Raw genomic sequence first — 24,467 nt, forward strand, 5'->3', positions numbered from 1 at the left:
CCTGCCGGGCAGCGGGTGCATGCTGTGCGGCGCACCTTCCCCACGCACCGCACCGCGTTTCGTGCACGGCACCCCGACTAGACGCAATGTGCTGCACGGAACGCGGCGCGGAGACGTGCGGGCCCGCCGGGCAGCGGGTGCATGCTGTGCGGCGCACCTTCCCCACGCACCACACCGCGTTTCGTGCACGACACCCCGACGAGACGCGGTGCGCGGCACGGAACGCGGCGCGGAGACGTGCGGGCCCGCTCGGGCCGCCGACCGGACCCGGTGCAGTGCACGACTCGCGATGCCGAGGAGGCGCGGGCCGGGTCCGGGCACCGTCGCGGGGTCAGCGCGAGATGGCGCGTTGCACGACGAGGGCGGCCGCACCGATCGCGGCCGCGTCGCGCGGGTCGGTCGAGACCTCCACCCTCGTGGTGTGCACGCCCCGCGAGAACGCCGTGCGGGCCAGGGCCTCGACGGCCGCCCGGGCGTAGATCGAGCCGGCGACCGCGACCCCGGGTCCGCTCAGCACGACGCGGTCGAGGTCGAGCAGGTTGGCGAGCGTGACGACCCCCGCGGCGAGCTGCTCGGCGGCGCGCGTGACGAGCCCGTCGGCCGCGGCGTGACCGGCGATCGCCGCGCGGGCGAGCAGGTCGAAGTCGCGCGCGACCCCGCCCGGCGCCCAGGCGAGGCCGAGGTCGTCGAACGCGGCGGCGTCGCGCCGGGCCCGGGCGACGACGGCCCCGGGCGACGCCGCGAGCTCGAGGCAGCCGCGGTTGCCGCAGTAGCAGGGCTCGCCGTCGAGGTCGATCGACACGTGGCCGAGCTCTCCGGCGCCCGAGCTCGCGCCCCGGTGCAGGGCCCCGTCGAGCACGATGCCCGAGCCGACCCCCGTCCCGAGGTAGACGCAGGCGAACGTCTCGGAGCGCGGCACCTGGCGACTCCAGAACTCGCCGAGCGCGGCGGCCGCCGCATCGTTGTCGACGATCACGGGCAGGCCGAGGCGCAGGGCCAGCGCGGCGTGCAGCCCGGCGTGGAGGGCGCTCTCGGTCGACCGGGGCCCGGTGCGCACCCCGTGGGCGAGGGTGGCACGGGGACCGACGACGGCCAGGCCGGCCACCGCCCCGCTCGCGAGGCCGAGGCTGCCGACGACGTCGTGGAAGCCGTCGACGATGCGGACCGCGGCGGCCGTGACGTCGTCGGACGCGGCGGGCCCGGCGTCGACCTGCAGGCGCCCGACGACTCCCCCGCGCATGTCGGTGACGACGTAGGTGAGCGCGTCCTCACCGATCTGCACTCCCATGCCGTAGACGGCACGCGGGTTGATCTCGACCATCGTGCGCGGCTTGCCACCGGTCGACGCGACCCGGCCGGTCTCCCGGACGAGCCCCTCGTCCAGCAACCGCCGGACGATCGTCGAGATCGACGCCTGCGTCAGTCCACTGGCCTGGGCGAGCTCGACGCGGCTGATCGGGCCCGACGACCGCACGAGGTCGACCACGAGTTCGCGGCTGGTCTGCGGCGCGGGCTGGGGCGCGGGCTGCGCGGCGGGATGCGTCGTGGGCTGTGCCGGGGTGGGCGGCGAGGTGTGCGACCGCCACGGCGTCGCGGGCCGGGCAGGGGGGTGCGTCGAGGTCCGGTCGGGGTCGCGGGTCACCACGGGCGTCGCTCCGACCTGTCGGGGGCTGTAGGTTCGGGCGCATGACCGACTCGATCGTCGACACCCGGGTGGCCCCTGCCGGGCCGGGCGACCGCCGTCGTGTCGGTCTCGCCCTCGTCCGCCCCGGCGAGATCTTGGGGGCGGAGCCGTTCTACCACGAACTGATCGCCGGCATCGAACGGGTGCTGCGCCCCCGCGGCCACACCCTGCTGCTGCAGGCCCTCGCCGACCGCGACGCCGAGCTGTCGGCCTACCGGCGGTGGGCGGCCTCGGGCGACTTCGGCGCGGTCGTGCTCGTCGACCTCACCGACGACGACCCCCGACCGGCCCTGCTGCGCGAGCTCGGCCTGCCCGCGGTCGTGCTCGGCGACCCCGCCCTCTCGGGAGACCTGCCCGCCGTCTGGACCGGCGACGGCGTCGCCATGCGCGACACCGTCGCCGCGCTCGTCGCGGACGGGCACCGTCGACTCGCGCACGTGTCGGGCCCGGGAGCGCTGCTGCACACGCAGGTCAGGCAGGAGGCGCTGGTCGCCGCGAGTCGCGCCTCCTCGTCCGTGGTCGAGACGATCGAGGGCGACTACTCGTGGGACGCCGGCGCGGCCGCCCTCTCGCGCCTGCTCTCGGGGCCGACGCCGCCGACGGCCGTCGTCTTCGACAACGACCAGATGGCGCTCGGCGGCCTCGCCGCGGCGCAACGACTCGGGGTCGAGGTGCCGACGCGACTGACGCTCGTGGCGTGGGACGACTCGTCGCAGTGCCAGTTGTCGACGCCCCCGCTCTCGGCGGTCAGCCACGACGTGCAACGCCTCGGCGAGGTGGCCGCGGGCATGCTGCTCGGCGTGCTCGCGGGAGAGGCCGTGGCGTCGGTCGAAGCGCCACCCGCGTCGCTGGTGCGGCGGGGGTCGTCGGGGCCCGCGCCGGTCTGACGCCCCGCCTGCCGAGCCGCCAGCCCCGGCGTCGACTCTCACCCAGGTGAAACAGAGGTGACGCGACAACCACCCTGCGCATTCCGGACAGATCAGTGGGTTTCTCTCAGCTTACGGATAGGTTCGATGGGCACGGGGGGCTCCCTTCGTGCTGCGTGTCTCACCCGGCGCTGGGCCGGGGGCGGACAAGCGATGACGCTTGCACCACCGATCAAGAAAGCACTCACCACGTGATCACCAAGTTCTCCTGGCGCCGTGCGGTGGCCGTCCCGGCCGTCCTCACGCTCGCCCTCGGAGGGGCCCTCCTCTCCACCACGGCGGCCAACGCGGCCGACGGCATGCTGGACATCACCAGCCCGACGGACGGTGGCGCGACGACCTCGCGCGACGTCTCGATCGTGGGTACCGCGGTTCCCGGGGCCTCCATCAACGTCTTCACCGACGACACGCGGACCACGCGTCTCGTGCAGACCACGACGGACACCACGACCGGAGCCTTCAAGGCCGTCCTGCCCTCGTACCCCGTCACCGCCCCCCGCGAACAGAGCGTCTTCGTCGACGGTGTCGTCGGCGGCAGCGGCTTCTCCGACGCGCAGCCCCTGTCGTTCGTCCTGCCGATCGGCAAGTACCTCACCCTCGAGACGCCCGTCGCGAACACCCCGACCGGCAGCCGCGACGTCGTCTTCTCCGGAACGGCGACCCAGGGCTCGACCGTCATCGTGAGCTCCGCCGGCGTCGAGCTCGGCCGCGCCAACCTCGGCAACGGCACGACCTACTCGATCCCCTTCACCTACGCCGACGCCGCCGCCACGGCCCAGACGGTCACGGTCACGGGCATCGTCGGCGGCAGCGGCCTCGAGCCGGTGACGCGTGACTTCACGCTCCCCGCCGTCGTGACGCCCCCGACCACGCCGGTCACCCTGCCCGCCCCGGTCATCACCGCGCCCGCCCAGGGCGCGACCGTCACCGGCACCGAGGTCACCTTCGAGGGCACCGGCACCCCCGGCGCCGACATCGGCCTCGTCGTCACGCCGACCGACTCCGTCAGCACCCTCGCCGACGACCCGGCCGCGCGCATCGTCGTCGACGAGAACGGCGACTGGACCGTCACCGCGGCCCTCGAGCCCGGCGACTACACGGCCGTCGCGGTCCAGGTCCTGCTCGACGCCGCCGGCCAGCCGGTCCTCGACGAGGACGGTCTCCCCGTCGCCTCCGACGACTCGACCCCGGTCGACTTCACCCTCGAGGCCGCGGCCGTCGTCCTCGACGCCCCGGTGATCACCTCGCCCACCCAGGGTCAGGTCGTCGTCGGAGACCAGGTCACCTTCGAGGGCACCGGCACCCCCGGCTCGAACATCCTGCTGGCCGTCGTCCCGACGGACCAGCTGGACGAGCTCGAGGCCGCCGAGAACGGACGCGCCGCCGCTCCGGCCCCCGCCGACCCGATCGTGGTCGACGCCGCCGGCAACTGGACCGTCACCCTCGCCCTGACGCCGAACGACTACACGGCCGCCGCCGTGTCGTTCCTCCTCGACGCCGACGGCGCGCCGGTGCTCGACGCCGCCGGTCAGCCGATCGTCTCGGCCCCCTCGGCCGACGTGGCGTTCAGCCTCGTCGCCGCCGCGACGCCCGCAGCCCTGCCCGCCACCCCGATCGCCACCGGCACCACGGGCCTGGCGTACACGGGTAGCGAGGGCACCGAGGCCGCCATCGGCATCGGCGCCGCCGTGCTGCTGCTCGGCTCGACGCTGATGGTCCTCGCTCGCCGCCGCGCGAAGCTCGCGACCACCGACGTGGCCGGCGAGTAACACCCGCACCACGACGACGGCCCCCGTCGCTGCTTCGGCAGCGGCGGGGGCCGTTCCGCGTCCGGCAAGGGCCGTGCCGCGTCCGGCGGCGGCCACACCCGGCCCCCGGTCCCCTTCGCAGGTGTCGCACCGCCGAGTGAACGTCGCACCGTCCACTTCGGCGGTGCGATGTTCATCCGGCGGTGCGACACGGCGCGGACCGCTCAGGCCCGGAAACACACGAACGCCCCCGCCTCGAGAGGCGGGGGCGTTCGGTGTTCGAGAGGTGTGACGACGACCGGTGGTGGAGATGGGGGGAATTGAACCCCCGTCCATCGCTGAGATTGCACGCATTCTACGGGCGTAGCCAGATGAGGCGTTCTGCTCGGCTCCGACCTTTGTTACTGGCTTCTAGGTCGACGAGCCCAGCCCGAGTGCAAGTCCCGTGTGACCCCCAGGCGTAGTCACACAGCAAGCCATCTAAATGACGTCAGGATCTGGTTAGAAGGCGGTCACCAGACTGACGGACTCCATGTGGCTCTACTGCTTACGCAGCGAGAGCGAAGTCAGTGCGCTTGTTATTGGCACTTATTGTTTTCCAGAGATCGTTTACGAGATAACCCTGGATCCTCGGCCCGCTTCTCGTTCGCACACAGGCGATGTCGAAACCGATCATCCCCATGAGGGGGCCGTCGTCACACGCTCTTGAATTACCAACGCACGTTTCCGTGCGGCCCATCAGTCTACGTCGTTCGACGCGTTCGCGCCACCGTCGGCGACCCGCCCGCCCGTGCCCGACGATCGACCGGTCACTCCCCCAGGTGCTTGCGCGCCGACATCGCCGACTGCGCCTCGCGCGTCGCGGTGCGCTCGCGCAGGGTCTGGCGCTTGTCGTACTCGCGCTTGCCCTTCGCGAGGGCGATCTCGACCTTGGCCCGACCGTCGCTGAAGTAGATCTTGAGCGGGACGACCGTGAAGCCGCCCTCTTTGGTCTTCTGCCCGATCTTGTCGATCTCGTGGCGGTGCAGCAGCAGTTTGCGCTTGCGCCGGGGTGCGTGGTTGTTCCAGGTGCCCTCGGTGTACTCGGGGATGTGCACCGCGTCGAGCCAGGCCTCGCCAGCGTCGACGAACGCGTACCCGTCGACCAGCGACGCGCGGCCCTGCCGCAGCGACTTGACCTCGGTGCCGCTCAGGACGATGCCCGCCTCGTACGTCGTCTCGATCGTGTAGTCGTGGCGCGCGCGGCGGTTCGTGGCCACGACCTTCTCACCGCGTTCTTTCGCCACGCTGGCCTCCTGGTCGTTCGGGTGGGGGGGCTGCCGACAGGCAGCCGTTCAGTATACAGCGAAGGAGGCGCGGTGCCCGTCTGACGGACACCGCGCCTCCTTCACGGGGCCGGCTTCTAGACCTTGAGGTAGCGCCTGATGGCGACGTTCGCGCTGAGGGCTGCGAGCAGGATGCCGACGACGATGACGATCGGCACGACCAGGGCGGCGTCGCGCAGGCCGATGAACGGCGTGCCCTGGAAGGTCACCGCCAGGTAACCCTTGACGAAGAAGTTCACGATCGCGACGATCGCCCCACCGGCCAGCAACGAGCCCACGAGGGCCGCGATCACCCCCTCGAGGATGAACGGCGTCTGGATGAACCGGTTGGACGCCCCGACCAGGCGCATGATGCCGAGTTCTCGACGCCGGCTGAAGGCGCTCAACCGGATGGTCGTGGCGATCAGCAGCACGGCAGCGATCAACATGAGCGAGGCGATGCCGATGGCCGTGTAGCTCGCCGCGTTCAGCACCGAGAAGATCGGGTCGAGGTACCCGCGCTGGTCGACGACGCTCTGGACGCCGGCCAGGCTCGACAGGCTCTCGGTGAGGACGTCGGACTGCGTCGGGTCCTTGAGGTTCACCCAGAAGGTCTCGTTGAGGTACGCCGGCTGCACGAACTCGGTGGCCGGGCTGTCGGCGAACTGCTGCTTGAAGCGGTCGTAGGCCTGGGTCTGGTCCTCGAAGTAGAACTTGTCGACGTAGGGCGTCAGGACGTCGCTGTCGAGCTGGGCGCGGACGCCGTCGATCTGGTCCTTGGTCGCCATCGCCCCGGTGCAGTTGCCGGTCGTGTCGGTGTCGGTGCAGAGGTAGACGGCGACCTGGGCCTTGTCGTACCAGTAGCCCTTCATCTGCGTGATCTGCATCTGCAGCAGGGCCGCGGTGCCGACGAAGGTCAGCGAGATGAACGTGACGAGCACGACGGAGATGACCATCGAGGCGTTGCGACGGAGGCCGCTGCCGACCTCGCTCATGACGAGTCCGAGTCTCATGCGTCGGCCCCTCTCGTGCTGAGGTCCTCGACCCCGATGGCCTGGATGGGCACCGCCTGGGTCTGGTAGCCGCCGTGACGCTCGTCGCGGAGGATGTTGCCCGCGCTGAGCTCGATCACCCGTCGTTGCATCTGGTCGACGATGCCCGCGTCGTGGGTCGCCATGATGACCGTCGTGCCGCCGGCGTTGATGCGCTCGAGCAGGGTCATGATGCCGGCGCTGGTCGACGGGTCGAGGTTGCCGGTGGGCTCGTCGGCCAGCAGGATCGCCGGCTTGTTGACGATCGCACGGGCGATGGCGACGCGCTGCTGCTCGCCGCCCGAGAGCTCGTGCGGCAGACGGTGCTGCTTGCCGACCAGGCCGACCATCTTGAGGACGTCGGGCACGGCCTCCTGGATGAAGCCCTTGCTCTTGCCGATGACCTGGAGGCTGAACGCGACGTTGTCGAACACGTTCTTCTGCGGCAGCAGCCGGAAGTCCTGGAACACGACGCCGAGGTTGCGCCGGAAGTAGGGCACCTTGCGGCTCGAGAGCGTGCCCAGACGCTGCCCGAGGACGTGGATCTGGCCCTGGGACGGCTTCTCTTCCTTCAGCACGAGCCGCAGGAAGCTCGACTTGCCGGAGCCGCTCGCCCCGACGAGGAACACGAACTCGCCCTTGAGGATCTCGAGGGTGACGGCGTTCAGCGCGGGCCGGGGGTTGCCGACGTAGACCTTGGTGACTTCATCAAACCGAATCATGACGGGGATCACCCTAAGTGCGGCCGGCGACGATCGTCGCAGCGACTCGCTGCGGCGGGGCGGCTATGGATGTGCTGGGAGCCGCCGGGCGGGCGACGCCCGGTCAGTCCTGGTCGTCGCGCTTGCGCCAGCGGATGCCCGCCGAGATGAAGCCGTCGAGATCGCCGTCGAAGACGTTCGAGGGGTTGTTGACCTCGTGCTCGCTGCGCAGGTCTTTGACCATCTGGTAGGGCGCCAGCACGTAGCTGCGGATCTGGTCGCCCCAGCTGGCGGTGATGTTGCCCGCCAGCTCTTTCTTCTTGGCGTTCTCGGCTTCTTTCTGCAGCAGCAGGAGGCGCGACTGCAGCACGCGCATGGCGGCGGCGCGGTTCTGGATCTGGCTCTTCTCGTTCTGCATCGAGACGACGGTGCCGGTCGGGATGTGCGTCAGCCGCACGGCCGAGTCGGTCGTGTTGACGCTCTGACCGCCGGGGCCCGAGGACCGGAAGACGTCGACGCGGATGTCGTTCTCGGGGATGTCGATCGACTCGGTCTCTTCCATCAGCGGGATGACCTCGACCGCGGCGAAGCTGGTCTGGCGCTTGCCGGCGGCGCCGAAGGGGCTCATGCGCACGAGCCGGTGCGTGCCGGCCTCGACGCTGAGCGTGCCGAACGCGTAGGGGGCGTCGATCTCGAAGGTGGCGCTCTTGATGCCGGCCTCTTCGGCGTAGCTGGTGTCCATGACGGTGGCGGACATGCCGTGCTTCTCGGCGTAGCGCAGGTACATGCGCAGCAGCATCTCGGCGAAGTCGGCGGCGTCGACCCCGCCGGCCCCGGCGCGGATCGTGATGACGGCCGGGCGCGGGTCGTACTCGCCGTCGAGCAGCGTCTGCACCTCGAGGACGTCCATCATCTTCTGCAGGGCCCTGAGCTCGGCCTGGGCCTCGTCGGCGCTCTCTTGGTCGTCGCCGTCGTTCGCCATCTCGACGAGCACCTCGAGGTCGTCGAGCCGCGCCTCGGTGGTCTCGAGCTTCTCGAGCTCGGACTGCCGGTGACTGAGGGCGCTGGTGACCTTCTGGGCGTTGTCGGTGTCGTCCCACAGGTCGGGGGCCGAGGCCTGCTCGCTGAGCTCGGCGATCTCGGCGACGAGACGGTCTTGCCCGATCACCGCACGGATGTCTTCGAACGTGGCCCGGAGGGCGGCAATCTGCTCAGAGAAATCCAGTGCGATCATGGTCCCCGAGCTTACCCGGCCCGCGTGGGCCGGGCCTGCCCGTGCCCCGCTCCGATCGCTCGCCCGCTCGTCAGCGCCGGGCCACGCCCGCTTCCCGCAGGGCCACGTCGGCGAGGCGGCGGACGACCGCGGCATCCCCCGCGCGCCAGGCGGCCACCGGGTCGGGAGACACGGCGAGGGCGGCCTTCGCGTCGCGGCCGGTGAGTGCCCGCAGCGCGAGCAGGTCCTCGCCGCCCGGCAGGGCGAGCAGCGAACGGACCGAGGAGGCGCGGCGCACGAACGCGATCCGCCCGCGCAGCCAGACCCACAGCACCACGAGGCTCGGCACCCCGGCGACGACGAGTCCGGCGACCAGCGCCGCCCGGGCCACGCCGTCCTGCTGCTGCCGTCCGGCGTCGGCGAGGGATTCTCCGGCCCCGCTGGCCCCGTCGAACGGGGCGCTGGCCGCACCGCCGACCAGGGGCAGCCCTTCCAGCGCGCGCGACGCGTCCTGCATGGTGCCCTGGAAGCCGGCCCCCGCCTCCTCGAGTTGCCTCCCGAGGTCGGCGAAGGTGCCGATGAAGGTCGCGATGCTCACCCCGAGCACGACGAAGAGGACGACGAGGCCGACGGCCACGACGTCTCCGGTCACCTGGCGGGTCCGGACGAGGGGCGAGGCCGAGTAGAGCTGCATGGCCCCAGTCTGACGCGAGGCGGCCCGTGAGGCGCGACCCGCGCCTCCTCGGGTCGGAGACGACGACTACCGGGGCACGGTGCTGACGGGTCCCACCCGCGAGGTCGCGAGGTCGAGCGAGGTGACCGTCGTCGCTCCGGCCGACAGGGCCACCCGCAACGCCCCCACCTGGTAGGGGACGGTCGTCCACTTGTCGGGCGGGACGCCGGTCACGACGCCGCCCGGGTAGCCGGCCTGGTCGGGGCGCAGGTTCACGCGCAGCGACAGGACGGACGGCAGACGGGCGGTCAGGGTGCCGAGCGCCGTGAGCACCGGGGCGAGCGTGGTCGAGAGGGTGCTGCCGAGGGTGGTGATCGGCGCGACGAGCGTGGAGCGGACGAGCGTGGCCACCGACCCGAGCAGCGACCCGGCCGAGCCCGTCAACGCGGCGAGCAGCGGGTTCAGCACGTTGCCGAGCACGGTGGAGAGCGCCCCGCTCAGCACCCGCGTGGTGACCACCGCCGTCGCCGTCGACGGGGACGCGAGCAGCTGCCCCAGCGTTCCCCCCATCGCGACGTCGACGGCGAGCACGTCGACGGGGACGCCGAGCACCGTCGCCCGCAACGTCACCGTCAACGCCACCGACAGCTGCGCCGCCGACACCGCGGACTGCAGCGCCGCCACGACCCGTTGGGTCAGGCCGTCGAGCATCGACCCGACCGTGGTCGTGATCGAGGCCATCGCCGCCGCGCTCAGCACGAGTTCTGTGTTCGGGGCGAGCCCGTTCAGCCCGCCGGGCTGGCCGACCAGCGTGGCCAGGTCGACCGACACCACACCGGTCGACGGGGTGATGGTGACCGTGCCGTCCGTGCTGGTGACCGACCCCGCGAGCACCGGGTCCACCGCCGACTGCAGGGCCAGGCCGGTGAGGGTGACCGAACCCGTGACCCCGCCCAGGCTCAGCAGGTTCGTGAGGCCGTTCACGGTGGCGAGCACGCCGTCCCGGACGGTCCTCGAGATCGTGCCGTTGACGCCCGTCAGGCCGGCGGCGGCCGTGTTCAGGCTCGTGACCGTGCTCGACACCTGACCCGACAGTCCCGCCACCGCCGGGCTGTGCAGCTCGAGGGCGAGACCGGCGATGCCGTAGTCGCGGGTCACCCCCGTCACGCTGCCGTCGCCCCAGATGCGGCTCTCGAGGGCTCGGCAGCCGTCGAGGGTCGCCGTCGACGCCACCGCGCCCACGGTCAGGTCGGCCCGGTCGAGGGCGGTCGAGGCGGGCAGCACCGAGGTGAGGCCGATGCGGGCGGGACCGGGCAGTGACGAGGCGGGGGTCGTCGGCGTCACGCCGAGCCCGCCCGAGTCGCTCACCAGGCCCGCGGCGGCCGCCGCCGTGCCGGTCGGGGCGACCCGCGTGAACTGGTTCAGGGCTCCGGCCGACCCCGCCGGCAGGTTCGTGCCGAGCCCGGTCAGGTCGAGGCCGACGAGACCCGACCCCGCGCTCGCCGACAGGGGATTGCGGAACGTCGTCGTGCCTCCCGCGTCCGTGGTCGGGGCGGGCGATGCCGGCGCCGCGGTGACGACGCCGGAGCGGGTGCGCGTCAGGTCCGCCCCACGCACGGCCGCGACGGTGTCGAGGTCGGTGCCGGCCAGGCTGCCGCGCACGAACCGGCTGGACGCGGCGGCGGCGTACCCGGTGTCGGTGCCGCAGGTGAACCTCGTGGTGCCGACGAGCCCGTACGTGCGCTCGGAGTCGGTCCAGGCGGCGGTCGTCACGGGCGGCGGGGGCACGATGACGGCACCCACGACGGCGACCACGGCCGCCACGGCGACGACGGCCCGTCGCGCGGTGAGCGCCGCGACGAGGCGGGCGACACCCTTGGGGCGACGGCGACGGCGGCCGTGCGTGCCGGTCACGACGTCACCGCCCGGCGTCGTCCGCGGAGGTGCAGCGAGAGGCCGACGACCAGGGCACCGGCACCCGCGATGGCCGGGCCGGACGAGAGGCCGCCGGTGAAGGCGAGCGCGCGCGGGGCGTCCACGCCGCTGAGGGTCACGTCGACGGGGCGTCCGTCGCGGGCGGAGTCGATGACGGGGGCGTCATCGCCGGGGCCGGTGCCGCCGGCGCCGGGGCCGGTGCCGGGCGCCGCCGGGTCCGCCCCGCCCGGGCCGGGACCGGCCGGGTCGCCGGGCACGGCGGTCGTGACGGTCGGCTCGGGCTCGGGCTCGGCCGGGAGGGTCGCGACGGGGTCCAGCGCCGTCGCCGTGATGCCGACGCCGACCCGGGCGCTCCGGCCCATGGACGAGGCGTCGTCGCCGCGCCCACCGGCGAGACCGAGGCTGACGAGCACGAAGACCCGGCCCGAGCCCCCGACCGACCGCACCGGCCACGAGGGACTGCCGTCGACGAACGCGGAGGCGCGGGTCGGGGCGGTCACGGTCCGCGCCCCGGTCGCGCAGAGCGGCGTCGTCTCGACCCGCTGCCACTCGACGTCGCAGGTCTCGACCCCCAGCGTGAAACCGGCCTCGTCGTCGACGAGCGACCCCGAGCTGACGAGCTCGAGGCCGAGTGCCACCCGGTCGCCGGTCGTGACGTCGGTCGCGATCTGCCAGCGGCCCGGGGCCGCGGGCGCGATGTCCTCGGTGCCGGTCAGTTCGTCGGCCAGCACGAGGTGGCCGTCGAGGCCGGTCTCGGGCACGGGTTCGAGGGCACGGGCGGTGCCGGCCTGGACGGTGAGGGCACCGCCGAGCACGAACGCGGCCGTCCCCACGACGGCCAGGAGCGTCGTCGCGGCGCCGTGCCCGCGGATCGTGGGTCCGCGGTGAGCACCGCGGCCGTGGTGCCCGCCGCTCGGCCCGCCGGGCGCGCCGCCACTCGACTCCCCGTCCACGGTCGTCCTCACCCTCGGCGGACGGCGCCGCGTCGCGTCGGCCAGAAGGCCAGCACGACGGCGGCACCGACGACGGCGACCGCGAGCCCGCGGGCCGGCGGGGTCGACGTCGTCGTCAGGACGAAGCCGAGGCCCGGGGCCGAGGCGACGACGATCCGGGCGTCGCGCACGACGTAGGGGTCGCGGTCGTCCGAGTCGTTGGCGTCGCCCCGCAGCACGAGGGAGCGCGCGGCGGCGTCGCCGGGCACGGCGGTCGTCGAGACGACTCGGTGGGTCACGGGGACGTCGAAGCCGGGTCGGGGCACCGTGACCACGTCGCCGGGCCGCACGTCGGCCGCCGCGATCGCCCGGGTGACGACGGCGCCGCCCGCGGGCACGGTGGGACTCATCGAGCCGGTCAGGACGACCACGAGCGAGAGGCCGAGGACCGTCGAGACGGCGAGCCAGAGGAGACAGACCGCGCCGACGAGGCCGACCACCGACAGCAGGAGCGTGCTGACGACGTCGACCGGTCGGCGGCGCGGGCGTCGGCGACGGCGCTCACGGCGATCCGCCCGGCGCGGCTCGACCTCGGGGCCCCGACGTTCTGCCCGGGGCCGGGTCACGGTGTCGACCACCGGTCGGCCCGTCACTCGACGCTGGTCGAGGCGAACTCCCACGCCGGGGCGGCGGTTCGGCCCTGGAGCGTCGAGCTCGCGGACGTGGCGGCACTCGCCGGCAGGGTGACCTCGAAGCAGTAGAACTGCGTGGTGCCGGACGCGGCGGCGAGTCGTTGGGTGGCCGTGGCGCCCGTCGTCGAGAGCGAACCCGTGGCGATGGTCGTCGGCGCGGTGAACGCGGCGGCGGTGCAGGTCGGCGCGGCACCCCCGGCCGTGACCTCGACGGTCGCGACGCGGACGGTCAGGGCGCTGAAGAGCGCTCCCCCGGCATCGGCCACGGTGACGCCGGTGGCGGGCACCGCGGCGCGGACCTGCACGTCCGCGGGGACGCTCGTCGTGGCCGTCGTCCGCAGGGCCACGCCCGAGTAGACGCTCTCGCCCGGGCTGAGGGTCTGCGCGCCCGGCGTGAAGACCGTGCCGCGACCCGGTGCGGTCTCGTAGTCGGAGAAGCCCGCCGTGTAGGGCGAGGTGACGCTCTGCTGCACCTCGAACGTGCCGGTGCCGATGCCGGGGCCGCCCGTGCCGTCCCCGGCGTAGACCCACTCGCTGTCGGTCCAGGCCGCGACGGTGTAGCCGAGTCCGCCGACGACGAGCGCACCGCCCGCGGCGAGCGCCGCGACCTTGCGGAGGCGACGAGGCCTCGGCGCCGACCGGTCGAGCGCCTCGACGTCGTCGCGCGGGACCTCGTCGCGAGGGGTGTCGGAGGCAGAGCGGTGCTGCGACATGGTGGTGCTCCTGATCCGCGTCGCCTGGTGGGGGCGGCGCTCGGGGTGGTGCGATGGACGCCCGTGGTGAGCGGGCGGCGGGCCGGGATGCGGCGGCGGCGCGGGGTGGTGGGGCCCGGCCGGTGAGGCGTGCTCACGTGTGTTGGGGACGAGTACACCACCCCCGCGCGGGGGCGACAACCCACCCGTTCGGGGGTCGCGGTCGGGCTGCCCTGCCCGGCGGGCGGATCAGCGGGCGCCGAGCACCGGGGCGCGGTCGGCGTAACCGGCCGTCGTGGCGCGCGCGACGGCGGTCGGGAGCGCCGCGAGCAGCGCGTCGACGTCGGCCTCGGTGCTCGTGTGGCCGATCGTCATGCGGAGCGCACCGCGGGCCGCGTCCGCCGGCAGGCCCATGCCGAGCAGCACGTGCGACGGTTCGGGGATGCCCGCCTGGCAGGCCGATCCGGTCGAGACGCTGACCCCGGCGGCGTCGAGCAGGAACAGCAACGAGTCGCCCTCGCACCCGTCGAAGGTGAAGTGGGCGTTGCCGGGCAGCCGGTCGACGGGGTCGCCCCGCAGCACGGCCCCGGGCACCGACGCCAGCACCCCGGCGATCAGCCGGTCCCGCAGCGGCTCGTAGGCCCCGTGCGGCTGCTCGGCCGCCACGGCGAAGGCGACGGCGGCCGGGGCGTCCTGCGTGCCCGAGCGCACCTGTCGCTGCTGTCCGCCCCCGTGGATCAGGGGCACGACGGTCGCCGACCGCGACAGCACGAGCGCGCCGATGCCGATGGGCCCGCCGATCTTGTGGGCGCTGACGCTGAGCGCCGCGAGCCCGGAGGCCGCGAAGTCGATCGGCACCTGCCCGTAGGCCGCGACGGCGTCCGAGTGCACCGGCACCCCGTGGGCGGCGGCGAGCGCCACGACCTCGTCGACGGGCTGCATCGTGCCGACCTCGTTGTTGGCCCAGAGCAGGCTGACCAGGGCGACGTCGTCGTGCTCGTCGAGGGCCGCGGCGAGGGCGTCGACGCGCAGCCGGCCCTGTTCGTCGAGCGGCAGCCAGGTGACGACGGCGCCCTCGTACCGTTCGAGCCACTCGACGGTGTCGACGGTGGCGTGGTGCTCGCCGGCGGGGACGAGGAGGCGCGGCCGCGGTCGGTCGGACTGCCTCGCCCACCACAGTCCCTTGATCGCGAGGTTGACCGCCTCGGTGCCGCCCGAGGTGAAGACGATCTCGATCGGGTCGCAGCCGAGGGTCGCGGCCACGCGCTCGCGGGCCTCTTCGAGGACGCGCTTGGCGTTCTGGCCGGCCGAGTGGATGGACGACGGGTTGCCGACCGTGCCGAGCGCCTCGGCGTAGGCGGCGATCGCCGCCGGGTGCATCGGCGTGGTGGCCGCGTGGTCGAGGTAGACGCTCATGTTCGGGTCCTCAGGCTGGGTGGGGCGGTGACGCTCGATGATTTCGGGGCCGACACGCGCCTCCTCTACTGTAAACGCGTGACCGACCCCGACCCCCTGCGCGATCTCGGCATCCGTTCCGGCCCCGACGGGCCGACGCTGCGCGTCTGGTCGGCGTCGGCGTCCCGGGTCGACGTCGTGATCGACGACGCCCCGCACGACCGTGTCGTCCCGATGGTCCGCGACGAACACGACGTGTGGAGCGCCACCGACGGCGCCCTCACCCCCGGGCGGCGGTACTGGCTGCGGGCGGACGGCCCCGCCGGGGGCGGCAACGCCTTCGACCCCTCGCTCGAGCTCCTCGACCCCTACGCGCGCGGGCTCGGTCGCACCGGACGCGGCACGTGGCAGTCGGCCGTGGTCGACGAGTCGTTCGACTGGGGCGGGGTGGCCAAGCCCCGCACGCCGCTCGACCGGGTGGTGGTCTACGAGGCGCACGTCCGCGGCCTCACCCGCCTGGCCCCCTTCGTGCCCGAAGAACTGCGCGGCAGCTACGCCGGCCTCGCCGCCGAGTCGACCATCGCCTACCTGACCGGCCTCGGCGTGACGGCGGTGCAGCTGTTGCCCGTGCACCAGCACGTCGACGAGCAGCGCCTCGTCGCGCAGGGCATCGAGAACTACTGGGGCTACAACACCCTCGGCTACTTCGCCCCTCACGCCGCCTACGCCAGCCGCGACGCGCAGCTGGCCGGCGCCTCGGCGATCCTCCGCGAGTTCAAGGGCATGGTGCGCCTGCTGCACGAGGCCGGCATCGAGGTCTACCTCGACGTGGTCTACAACCACACGGCCGAAGAGGGCGAGGTCGGCGGCCCGGTCACGAGCCTGCGCGGTCTCGACGGCTCCGGCTACTACCGACACGACGCCGAGGGTCGGCCGGTCGACGTGACGGGGTGCGGCAACTCGCTCGACACGAGCACGCCGGCCGCCTCGCGGCTCGTGCTCGACTCCCTCCGGTACTGGGCCGACGAGGTGCAGATCGACGGCTTCCGCTTCGACCTCGCCGCCACCCTCGGACGCGGCGCGGACCACGTCTTCGACCCCGATCACCCGCTGCTGAGCGCGATCGTGGACGATCCGGCGCTCGAGGGCGTCAAGATGATCGCCGAGCCGTGGGACGTCGGCCTGGGCGGCTGGCAGACCGGCGCCTTCCCCGACGGCTGGATCGAGTGGAACGACCGGTTCCGCAACCGGGCCCGCGACTTCTGGCTGACCGACATCGCCGCCGCCCGGTCGCAGGGCGCACCCCCGTCCGGGCTCGGCAGCTTCGCGTCGAAGCTCAGCGGGTCCAGCAACATCTACGCCCACGAGCGCGGTCCGCTGTCGGGCGTGAACTTCGTCACGGCGCACGACGGCTTCACCCTGCTCGACCTCGTGTCGTACGACGGCAAGCACAACCTCAGCAACGGCGAGGACAACCGCGACGGCACCGACGACAACCGCTCGTTCAACCACGGCGTCGAGGGCGACAGCGTCAACCCGTGGATCTCGGACGCCCGCCGCCGCTCGATGCGCAACCTGCTCGCCACCCTCTTCGTGTCGGCCGGCATCCCCATGCTGACCGCCGGCGACGAACGCGGCCGCACCCAGCACGGCAACAACAACGCCTACTGCACCGACAGCGAGCTCACCTGGGTCGACTGGTCCGACGAACCCTGGCACCGGGACCTGCACGACGACGTCGCCACGCTCTCCCGGCTGCGAGCCGAGAACCCCGCCCTGCGCCCGTCGCGGTTCGGCCTCGACGGCGCCTGCACGCTCAGCGCCAACGAGATGTCGTGGCACTCGGCCTCGGGCGACGAGATGCGTCCCGACGAGTGGAACGACCCCGGCGTCCGCACGATGCAGTACCTCGCGACCTCGACGCCCGAGCACGAGGCGCCGAACACGGTCCTCGTCGTGGTGCACGGGGCCGAGACCGCCGTCTCGGTGACGCTCCCCCGGCACCACGGGGTGACGGCGTACGAGGCCCTGTGGTCGAGCGACGACCGCAGCCTGCCGCAGGCGACGGCCCCCGGTGACGACCTGCTCGTCTCGGGGCCGACCGTGGTGGTGTTCCGCGCCACGACGACCGAGGCCGCCTCGTGACCAGCAAGGCGTCCGGAGGGGCGCGCGGCCCCGCCACGCCGGCCACCGTCGCGCTCACCACGGCCGGCATCCCCTTCACGGCCCACACCTACGAACACCACGACACGGCGACGAACTTCGGCGAGGAGGCCGCCGCCGAGCTCGGCCTCTCGGCGGAACGCGTCTTCAAGACCCTCGTGGTCGACGCCGAGGGCACCCTCGTGGTGGGTGTCGTCCCCGTCTCGGGTCGCCTCGACCTCAAGGCGCTCGCGGCCGCCGTCGGGGCCAAGAAGTCCTCGCTTGCCGACCCCGCCCTGGTCGAACGCCGCACGGGCTACGTCGTGGGCGGCATCAGCCCCCTCGGGCAGCGGACCGCCGCGACGACCGTGGTCGACGCGAGCGCCGCCTCCTTCGCCTCGGTCTTCGTCAGCGGCGGGAGGCGCGGGTTCGACATCGAGATCGCACCCGACGACCTCGTGCGCGCCACCGGCGGCTCCTACGCGGCGATCCGTCGCGACTGACCCGCGCCGCGCCTCCTCGGATCTGCCGCCACGCCGCCACGAAGTGAACAATCCGCCACGCGAAAACGTGGCGGGATGTCGACCTCGTGGCGGGATGGCCGAATGCGGCACGGGCGACGCGGGCTAGGGTCGGGCGCATGACCGGCAATCCGGCCCGGGTCGAGGGCACGCTCACCTCGTGGGACGACGACCGCGGCTTCGGGTTCCTCACCCCGGCCTCGGGGCGCGGCCGCGCGTTCGTCCACATCACGGCGTTCAGCCGCGGCACGGCCCGGCCCCGGGTCGGTGACGCCTACTCGTACGAGGTCGACCGCCACGGCGACCGGGGGCCGGCCGCCGTGCGGGTGTCCTCCGTCGGATCGAGCTGGATGGCGCCCCGGGGACGAGCCCCGCGCCCGACACGGGCCGGCCGGGTCGCCCTCGTCGTCGGGCTGCTGCTCGTCGTGGCCGTCGCGGTCGTGGTGGGCGTCGTCCCCTCCGCCGGGCCGTCCGCCCGGATCGACGGGGCCCTCCCCTGGCTCGTCGCCACAGCCGTCGCCCTCGGCCTGGTGACGGCGGCGGTCTACGCACTCGACAAGTCCGCCGCCCGTCGAGGACGTCGCCGCGTGCCCGAACGCGTCCTTCTGCTGCTCGGCCTGCTCGGGGGCTGGCCCGGGGCCCTCGCCGCGCAACAACTGCTGCGGCACAAGACGAGCAAGCGGTCGTTCCAGCTCGCCTTCTGGGGCACGGTCGCCGTGAACGTGGCGGTCGTCACCGCGGCCTCCGCGCTCGTCGGCTAGCGTCCGGGCCTCAGACCAACTGCTTCTCGCGGGCGAAGTGGCACGCGGCCGTGTGGTCGGCCCCGTCGCGTCCGTGCGGCAGCATCGCGGGGACCTCGTCCTCGCAGCGCGACCGCTGGGCCTCGGGCAGCATCGCGTAGAGCGGGCAGCGGCTGCGGAACCGGCAGCCGGTCTGCTTGACGGTCGGCGTGGGCGGGTCGCCCGGCAGCACGATGTGCTCGCGTGCCCGCTCCTTGACGGGGTCGGGCACGGGCACGGCCGACAGCAGCGCCTGCGTGTACGGGTGCAGCGGGTGCTCGAACACCTCGTCGACCGGGCCCGTCTCGACGGTGCGGCCGAGGTACATCACCGTGACGCGGTCGGCCACGTGACGGATGACCGAGAGGTCGTGCGACACGAAGAGGTACGACAGGTCGAGCTTCGCCTTGAGCTCGGCCAGCAGGTTCAGCACGCCGGCCTGGATCGACACGTCGAGCGCCGACACCGGCTCGTCGAGCACGATGAGCTTCGGGTCGGCGGCGAGCGCCCGCGCGATCGAGATGCGCTGCCGCTGGCCACCCGAGAACTCGTGGGGGTAGCGCGTCGCGGCGGCGGGCTCGAGCCCGACGAGGCGCATCAGCTCGGGCACCCGACGCGACACCTCGTCGCGGGGTCGACCGATCGCGAGCAACGGCTCGGCGATGATGTCGCTGACCGGCTGCCTCGGGTCGAGGCTCGCCATCGGGTCCTGGAAGACCATCGACACGGCACCGCGCAGCCTCTTCACCGTCGACCCGTCGAGCTTGCGGTCGAGGGCCGTGCCGAGCAGCTCGATGGTGCCGGCCTCGGGCACCCGGAGGTCCATGATCTCGTGCAGCGTCGTGCTCTTGCCCGAGCCGGACTCGCCGACCAGGCCGAGGGTCTCGCCCTCACGGACGTCGAGGTCGACCCCGTCGACCGCCCAGACGCTGCCCACGCGTCGCTTGAAGACCGACCCCTTGGTGAGCGGGAACGTCTTGACGAGCCCGTCGACGTGCAGCACCCGGTCCCGCTCCGCCCGCGGGACGGCAGCCAGGCCCGAGGTCGGCACGGGCGGCAGGTCGTAGACGTCCTCGGGGTCGGTGCCCTCCCCCACCAGCTGGTCGGCGTGCAGGCAGGCAGCGCGGTGACCCGCCTCGACCGCCGGAGCCTGCTCGAGCGCGGGCTCGTCGACCCGGCACTCGGCCGTCGCCAGGGGGCACCGCGCCGCGAACGGGCAGCCCGGCGCCAGCGACAACAGCGACGGCGGCGTGCCGGGGATCGGCACGAGCGGCTGGTCCGACCGCTGGTCGAGGCGCGGCAGCGCGCCGATGAGACCCACGGTGTAGGGCATGCGCGGGTGGGCGAAGAGGTCGTCGGCGGTCGCCGTCTCGACGACGCGGCCGGCGTACATCACGGCGATGCGGTCGGCGAACCCGGCGATGACGCCGAGGTCGTGGCTGACGAACAGCAGCGCGGCCCCGGTCTCGCGCTGCGCCGTGCGCAGCACCGAGATGACCTGGGCCTGGATCGTCACGTCGAGGGCCGTGGTCGGCTCGTCGGCGAGGATGACGTCGGGGTCGTTGGCGATCGCCATGGCGATCATCGCGCGCTGCCGCATGCCGCCCGAGAACTCGTGCGGGAACGAGTCGACGCGTCGCTCCGGCTCGGGGATGCCCACGAGCCCCAGCAGCTCGATCGCCCGCTCACGAGCCTGCTTCTTCGTGCCGCCGCGGTGGATCAGTACCGTCTCGGCGATCTGCTGACCGACCGTGTACACCGGGGTGAACGCCGAGAGCGGGTCCTGGAAGACCATCGCGATCCGTTTGCCGCGGATCGCCGACATCGCCTTGTCGCCGCGGCCGAGCAGTTCTTCGCCGTCGAGCGTGATCGACCCCGTCACCTTGGCCGTGGCGGGCAGCAGGCCGAGCACGGCCAGGCTCGTGACCGACTTGCCCGAGCCCGACTCGCCCACGATGCCGAGCACCTCGCCGCGGCGCAGCGTCAGGTCGACGCCGCGCACGGCGCGCACGTCGCCGTCCGGGGTCGGGAAGGTCACGGTGAGGTCGTGCACCTCGAGCACCGGAGCCGAGGAGGCGCGGGTGCGGTCGACCGGTTCGGTGAGCGTCATGCGCGCTCCCCCTTCTCGTCGTTCATGCGGGTCGGCGCCGGCGAGCCGACGTCGGCCCCGGGGGCGGGGCTCGCGGCCTCGGAGACGCCGCCGGTGCGCCCGAGCGGCACCGCGCCTCCTCGGCTCTCGGCCGTCCGCCCGCGGGTGGGACGGCGACGACCGGTGCGCCCGGCCGTCGAGGTCGGGTCGAGCGCGTCCCGCAGCCCGTCACCCAGCAGGTTGCTGGCGAGGGCGAAGACGATCAGCGCACCGGCCGCGAAGAAGAACAGCCACGGCTTGGTGGTCGCCGCGCTCTGGTTCTGGGCGATCAGCGTGCCGAGCGAGACGTCGGGCGGCTGCACGCCGAAGCCGAAGTACGACAGCCCGGACTCGGTGAGCACCGCGGCCCCGATGGCGATGGTGGCGTCGATCACGAGGAACGAGGCCACGTTCGGCAGGATGTGCCGCACGATGATGGTGAAGTGGCCGATGCCCATGTACCGGGCGGCGCGGATGAACTCGCGCTCCTTGATGCTGAGGGTGAGCGAGCGCACCACGCGGGCCGTGATCATCCAGCCGAACAGGGCGAGCAGGGCCACCAGGATCAACCAGCCGTACTGCTTGAGGCGCGGCGACAGGATCGCGATGATCAGGAACGACGGCAGCACGAGCAGCAGGTCGACGAAGACCATCACGGCCCGGTCGATCCAGCCGCCGAAGTAGCCGGCCATCGCGCCGAGCATGCCCGCGATCACCGTCGAGAACAGGGCGACCAGCAGGCCGATCAGCAGCGACTTCTGCAGGCCGCGCGCGGTCTGTGCGAAGACGTCCTGGCCGATGTTGTTCGTGCCGAACCAGTGCGCCCCGGTCGGCGGCGACGACAGGGCCGTGTAGTCGATGTAGTTGTAGGCGTACGGCGAGACGAGCGGGCCGACGAAGGCGAAGACGAAGAGCAGCACGATCGTCACGAGCCCGACGGTGGCCCCGCGGTTGGCGAACAGGCGACGGAAGGTCAGCGCTAAGCGGTTCGTCGACTTGGCGGCGACCTCTTCTCGCGACTCGGGCACGACAGCGTCGGAGGGCCCCTCGAGCAGGTCGGGTGTGAACCGGGTCATGGCGCGGCCCTACTTCTGCGCTCGGACGCGCGGGTCGAGCACCGCGTTGAGCACGTCCGACACGAAGCCGGCGAGCAGCACGACGACGGCGCTGTAGAGGGTGTAGGTGACGACGACGTTGATGTCGTTGGCCTGGACGGCGTCGATGAACCAGGCGCCGAGGCCGTTCCAGGCGAAGATCTTCTCGGTGAAGGTCGCACCGGTCAGCACCCCCAGGAACGCGAAGGCGAACAGCGTCGTCATCGGGATGAGCGCGGTGCGCAGTCCGTGCTTGAAGATGGCCGGCCGACGTCGCAGGCCCTTGGCCCGGGCGGTGCGGATGTAGTCGGCCTGCAGCACGTCGAGCATCGTCGCCCGTTGGTACCGGCTGTAGACGGCGATGAGGCCGACGCCGATCGAGATGGTGGGCAGCAGCAGGTGGGCGATGCGGTCCCAGGCGATCGTGCCGAGCCCGCCGGTCAGGTTGGGCGTCGCCTCGCCCGTGAAGGTGATCAGCTGGTACCCCAGGACGTCGTTGAGCTTCGTCGCCCCGATCTTGAGCAGCACCGCCGTGAGGAACACCGGCGTCGAGATCAGGACGAACGACAGCACCGACGACACGCGGTCCGAGAACGCGTACTGCCGGATGGCGTTCCAGGTGCCGACCACGACGGCCAGCACGATGCCGAGGATCGATCCCACCAGCAGGAGGCGCAGGCTGACGCCCAGCCTCGGCCCGAACTCCTGCGCCACCGGCTTGTCCTGGATGGTCTGCCCGAGGTCGCCCGTGAAGGCGCCGGCGACCCAGTGGACGTACCGCTCGCCGAGAGGGTCCTTGTCGTTGACCCCGATCGAGCTGAGCTTCGCGTCGACGATCTCGGTGGACGGACGCGGGTTGCGGTCGGCGTAGACGGAGCGCGGGTTGAGGGTCGCCGAGGCGAGGAAGTAGGTGAGCGACGTCGCGATGAAGACCAGGGCGACGTAGTACACCAGCCGGCGGGCGAGGAATCGAGCCATGGCAGATCACACTAGACGTACCCCGCGGCCCGACCAGCTGGCCAGGTTTCGAGCGTGTAACAAATTCACATGAAAGTTTGCGTGGATTCAAGGCGTCCGTACATTTGGGCACACGCGGTCAGCTCTCGGGAGGTGTCGCGACGCGTGCCCGCACGAGTCGACGACGATGCAGCATCCCCTCTGATCAGCACTTTTCACCACCCTTCAGTTCGGAGTGCCATGAAGATCACGAAGAAGCTCGGCCTCGCGGCCGGCCTCGTCAGCATCGCTCTCGTCGTCACGGCGTGCAGCGGTGGCGGCGGCAACGACGGCGACGGAGCCGCGAAGAACGGCCAGTTGTCCCCCGACGGCGACATCAACGCCACGGCGGCGGCCGATGTCGAGCAGGGCGGGACGCTGACCCTGCCGCTCAGCCAGCTGCCCTCGCAGTGGAACTACGGCCAGCTCGACGGCGCCCTGGCCGACGCCTCGCTGATCGAGAGCGCCGTGCTGCCCCAGCCGTTCCGCATCGACGAGAAGGGCGTCGCGCAGATCGACGAGAACCTCGTCACGAGTGCCGAGGCCACCAGCGAGGACCCGCTGGTCGTGACCTACGACATCAACCCCGACGCGGTGTGGAACGACGGCACCCCGATCACGGTCGCCGACTTCCAGGCCTGGAAGACCGCACTCGACGGCTCGAACCCCGAGTACCTCGTCGGCAGCACCCTCGGCCCCGACCGCATGGCCTCCGTCGAGGCGGGCTCGAGCGACAAACAGGTCGTCGTGACCTACGCCGAGCCGTTCTCGGACTGGAAGAGCATGTTCGCGCCGCTCTACCCGGCGAGCCTCTACAACGACCCGAACGCCTTCAACACGGCCTACGTCGACACCCTGCCCGTCTCGGGCGGCCCCTACGAGGTCGAGAAGATCGACACGACCGCCCAGACGGTCACGATCGTGCCCAACGAGACCTGGTGGGGCGACGCGCCGAAGCTGGACTCGGTGGTCTTCCGCGCCCTCGACAGCGACGCCGACGTCGACGCCTACCTGAACGGTGAGATCGACTTCGTCACGGGCAACTCGTCGGAGCGCTACGACCGCCTGAAGGACGCGAAGGACACCGACATCCGGGCGGCACCGTCGGCTCGCTACACGCACGTCGACTTCAGCACGAAGGGCGTGCTCGCCGACGAGAAGATCCGTCAGGCGATCCAGCACGCGGTCGACCGCGAGGCGCTCGGCAAGGTCATCACGGGCACCCTGCCCTACGAGCTGACCACGCTGAACAACCACCTGTTCCTCAGCACCGACGGCGCCTACCAGGACAACGCGAAGGAGACCGGGAACTACGACGTCGACGAGGCGAAGAAGATCCTGGCCGACGACGGGTGGGAGCTGAACGGCGACGTGCTCGAGAAGGACGGGAAGCAGCTCGAGATCGCCGTGACGATCCCGTCCGGCACGCCCATCTCGCAGCAGCTGTCCGAGGTCATGCAGAGCCAGCTCGCCGCGGTCGGCATCAAGCTGACGATCAACGCCGTCAGCGTCGACTCGTTCTTCGAGGACAACGTCACCCCGGGCAACTACGACATGACGATCTTCGTCTGGGCCGGTACCGGCTACCAGGCGTCCGGCGTCAGCATCTACAACTCGGACGAGCAGGGCCAGAACTACGGTCGCGTCTCGAGCCCCGAGATCGACGACCTGCTCAGCCAGGCCGTCGCCGAGGGCGATCCCGAGAAGGCCGCCGACCTGTACAACCAGGCCGACGAGAAGATCTGGGAGATCGGGCACTCGATGCCGATCATCCAGGCGCCGTACATCTCGTTCCAGAGCCCCGAGCTCGCGAACTTCGGCGCCCGCGCCGGTGCCAGCGACGTGGACTGGACGGTCGTCGGCTTCACGAAGTAGACGCCT

Annotated in this window: 20 protein-coding genes and 1 other RNA gene; 6 read left to right on the forward strand and 15 right to left on the reverse strand. The window is 72.3% G+C overall.

All coding sequences use genetic code 11. From position 1 onward, the window contains the following. Nucleotides 1-331: 331 nt before the first annotated feature. The gene (locus ACIOSR_RS02980) at nt 332-1,645 is read right to left on the reverse strand and encodes an ROK family protein (RefSeq protein ID WP_402751802.1); all 1,314 of its coding nucleotides are present in this window, start codon (nt 1,643-1,645) and stop codon (nt 332-334) included. A gap of 41 nt (nt 1,646-1,686) precedes the next feature. On the opposite strand from ACIOSR_RS02980, the gene ACIOSR_RS02985 reads away from it, so the two are divergent. Together ACIOSR_RS02985 and ACIOSR_RS02990 are read left to right on the forward strand one after the other, a co-directional pair. Beyond that, a complete protein-coding gene (locus ACIOSR_RS02985) occupies nt 1,687-2,571 on the forward strand; it encodes a LacI family DNA-binding transcriptional regulator (RefSeq protein ID WP_192123291.1) in 885 nt (294 codons plus the stop codon). 230 nt (nt 2,572-2,801) lie between these two features. Then, the gene (locus ACIOSR_RS02990; RefSeq protein WP_402751803.1) at nt 2,802-4,379 is read left to right on the forward strand and encodes a hypothetical protein; all 1,578 of its coding nucleotides are present in this window, start codon (nt 2,802-2,804) and stop codon (nt 4,377-4,379) included. Nucleotides 4,380-4,660: 281 nt separating this feature from the next. Here the strand turns inward: ACIOSR_RS02990 and ssrA are convergent. From ssrA to ACIOSR_RS03045, 11 genes are all read right to left on the reverse strand, one after another. Further along, nucleotides 4,661-5,038, reverse strand: a transfer-messenger RNA (tmRNA) gene (gene ssrA / locus ACIOSR_RS02995). Nucleotides 5,039-5,167: 129 nt separating this feature from the next. Beyond that, nucleotides 5,168-5,644, reverse strand: coding sequence for an SsrA-binding protein SmpB (gene smpB / locus ACIOSR_RS03000; RefSeq protein WP_056046102.1), 477 nt, complete (start codon nt 5,642-5,644; stop codon nt 5,168-5,170). Nucleotides 5,645-5,760: 116 nt separating this feature from the next. Continuing rightward, nucleotides 5,761-6,675: a permease-like cell division protein FtsX gene (gene ftsX / locus ACIOSR_RS03005; RefSeq protein ID WP_056046104.1), complete on the reverse strand. Its 915-nt coding sequence runs from the start codon at nt 6,673-6,675 to the stop codon at nt 5,761-5,763. Beyond that, nucleotides 6,672-7,415: a cell division ATP-binding protein FtsE gene (gene ftsE, locus ACIOSR_RS03010; protein WP_043593759.1), complete on the reverse strand. Its 744-nt coding sequence runs from the start codon at nt 7,413-7,415 to the stop codon at nt 6,672-6,674. Before ftsE ends, ftsX begins: the two co-directional genes overlap by 4 nt. Nucleotides 7,416-7,518: 103 nt before the next feature. Then, nucleotides 7,519-8,628, reverse strand: coding sequence for a peptide chain release factor 2 (gene prfB / locus ACIOSR_RS03015; protein ID WP_056046106.1), 1,110 nt, complete (start codon nt 8,626-8,628; stop codon nt 7,519-7,521). A 70-nt stretch (nt 8,629-8,698) separates the two neighbouring features. Further along, nucleotides 8,699-9,301 carry a hypothetical protein gene (locus ACIOSR_RS03020; RefSeq protein WP_267658691.1) on the reverse strand — a complete coding sequence of 201 codons (603 nt, stop codon included), beginning with the start codon at nt 9,299-9,301 and terminating at the stop codon, nt 8,699-8,701. A 66-nt stretch (nt 9,302-9,367) separates the two neighbouring features. After that, a complete protein-coding gene (locus ACIOSR_RS03025; RefSeq protein ID WP_402751804.1) occupies nt 9,368-11,194 on the reverse strand; it encodes a choice-of-anchor G family protein in 1,827 nt (608 codons plus the stop codon). Beyond that, nucleotides 11,191-12,168, reverse strand: coding sequence for a hypothetical protein (locus tag ACIOSR_RS03030; RefSeq protein WP_402751805.1), 978 nt, complete (start codon nt 12,166-12,168; stop codon nt 11,191-11,193). Before ACIOSR_RS03030 ends, ACIOSR_RS03025 begins: the two co-directional genes overlap by 4 nt. A gap of 8 nt (nt 12,169-12,176) precedes the next feature. Continuing rightward, nucleotides 12,177-12,785, reverse strand: coding sequence for a signal peptidase I (locus tag ACIOSR_RS03035; RefSeq protein WP_402751806.1), 609 nt, complete (start codon nt 12,783-12,785; stop codon nt 12,177-12,179). An 11-nt stretch (nt 12,786-12,796) separates the two neighbouring features. Then, the gene (locus tag ACIOSR_RS03040) at nt 12,797-13,552 is read right to left on the reverse strand and encodes an acyl-CoA dehydrogenase (protein ID WP_277960124.1); all 756 of its coding nucleotides are present in this window, start codon (nt 13,550-13,552) and stop codon (nt 12,797-12,799) included. A gap of 228 nt (nt 13,553-13,780) precedes the next feature. Then, complete coding sequence (locus ACIOSR_RS03045) at nt 13,781-14,947, reverse strand: cysteine desulfurase family protein (RefSeq protein ID WP_056046118.1); 1,167 nt, start codon at nt 14,945-14,947, stop codon at nt 13,781-13,783. Nucleotides 14,948-15,025: 78 nt separating this feature from the next. Between ACIOSR_RS03045 and glgX the strand changes: the two genes are divergently transcribed. The 3 genes from glgX (at nt 15,026) to ACIOSR_RS03060 (ending at nt 18,350) form a co-directional block, all read left to right on the forward strand. Further along, the gene (glgX, locus tag ACIOSR_RS03050; RefSeq protein WP_402751807.1) at nt 15,026-17,071 is read left to right on the forward strand and encodes a glycogen debranching protein GlgX; all 2,046 of its coding nucleotides are present in this window, start codon (nt 15,026-15,028) and stop codon (nt 17,069-17,071) included. Beyond that, nucleotides 17,068-17,571 carry a Cys-tRNA(Pro) deacylase gene (gene ybaK / locus ACIOSR_RS03055; protein WP_402751808.1) on the forward strand — a complete coding sequence of 168 codons (504 nt, stop codon included), beginning with the start codon at nt 17,068-17,070 and terminating at the stop codon, nt 17,569-17,571. Before glgX ends, ybaK begins: the two co-directional genes overlap by 4 nt. 137 nt (nt 17,572-17,708) lie before the next feature. After that, on the forward strand, nt 17,709-18,350 hold the full coding sequence (locus ACIOSR_RS03060; RefSeq protein ID WP_402751809.1) for a DUF1294 domain-containing protein: 642 nt from the start codon (nt 17,709-17,711) through the stop codon (nt 18,348-18,350). A gap of 10 nt (nt 18,351-18,360) precedes the next feature. Here ACIOSR_RS03060 and ACIOSR_RS03065 read toward each other — a convergent pair whose 3' ends face one another. The 3 genes from ACIOSR_RS03065 to ACIOSR_RS03075 are packed head-to-tail and all read right to left on the reverse strand — an operon-like array spanning nt 18,361 to nt 22,568. After that, a complete protein-coding gene (locus ACIOSR_RS03065; RefSeq protein ID WP_056046127.1) occupies nt 18,361-20,478 on the reverse strand; it encodes an ABC transporter ATP-binding protein in 2,118 nt (705 codons plus the stop codon). Then, nucleotides 20,475-21,572: an ABC transporter permease gene (locus tag ACIOSR_RS03070; protein ID WP_402751810.1), complete on the reverse strand. Its 1,098-nt coding sequence runs from the start codon at nt 21,570-21,572 to the stop codon at nt 20,475-20,477. The genes ACIOSR_RS03065 and ACIOSR_RS03070 overlap by 4 nt, the downstream gene beginning before the upstream one ends. 9 nt (nt 21,573-21,581) lie before the next feature. Next, complete coding sequence (locus tag ACIOSR_RS03075) at nt 21,582-22,568, reverse strand: ABC transporter permease (protein WP_402751811.1); 987 nt, start codon at nt 22,566-22,568, stop codon at nt 21,582-21,584. A 219-nt stretch (nt 22,569-22,787) separates the two neighbouring features. Between ACIOSR_RS03075 and ACIOSR_RS03080 the strand changes: the two genes are divergently transcribed. Next, nucleotides 22,788-24,461, forward strand: coding sequence for an ABC transporter family substrate-binding protein (locus ACIOSR_RS03080; RefSeq protein ID WP_159826322.1), 1,674 nt, complete (start codon nt 22,788-22,790; stop codon nt 24,459-24,461). The last annotated feature ends 6 nt before the right edge of the window (nt 24,462-24,467 follow it).

Origin of the sequence: Frigoribacterium sp. NPDC087798 (assembly GCF_044742985.1) — a bacterium.
GTDB lineage: Bacteria > Actinomycetota > Actinomycetes > Actinomycetales > Microbacteriaceae > Frigoribacterium.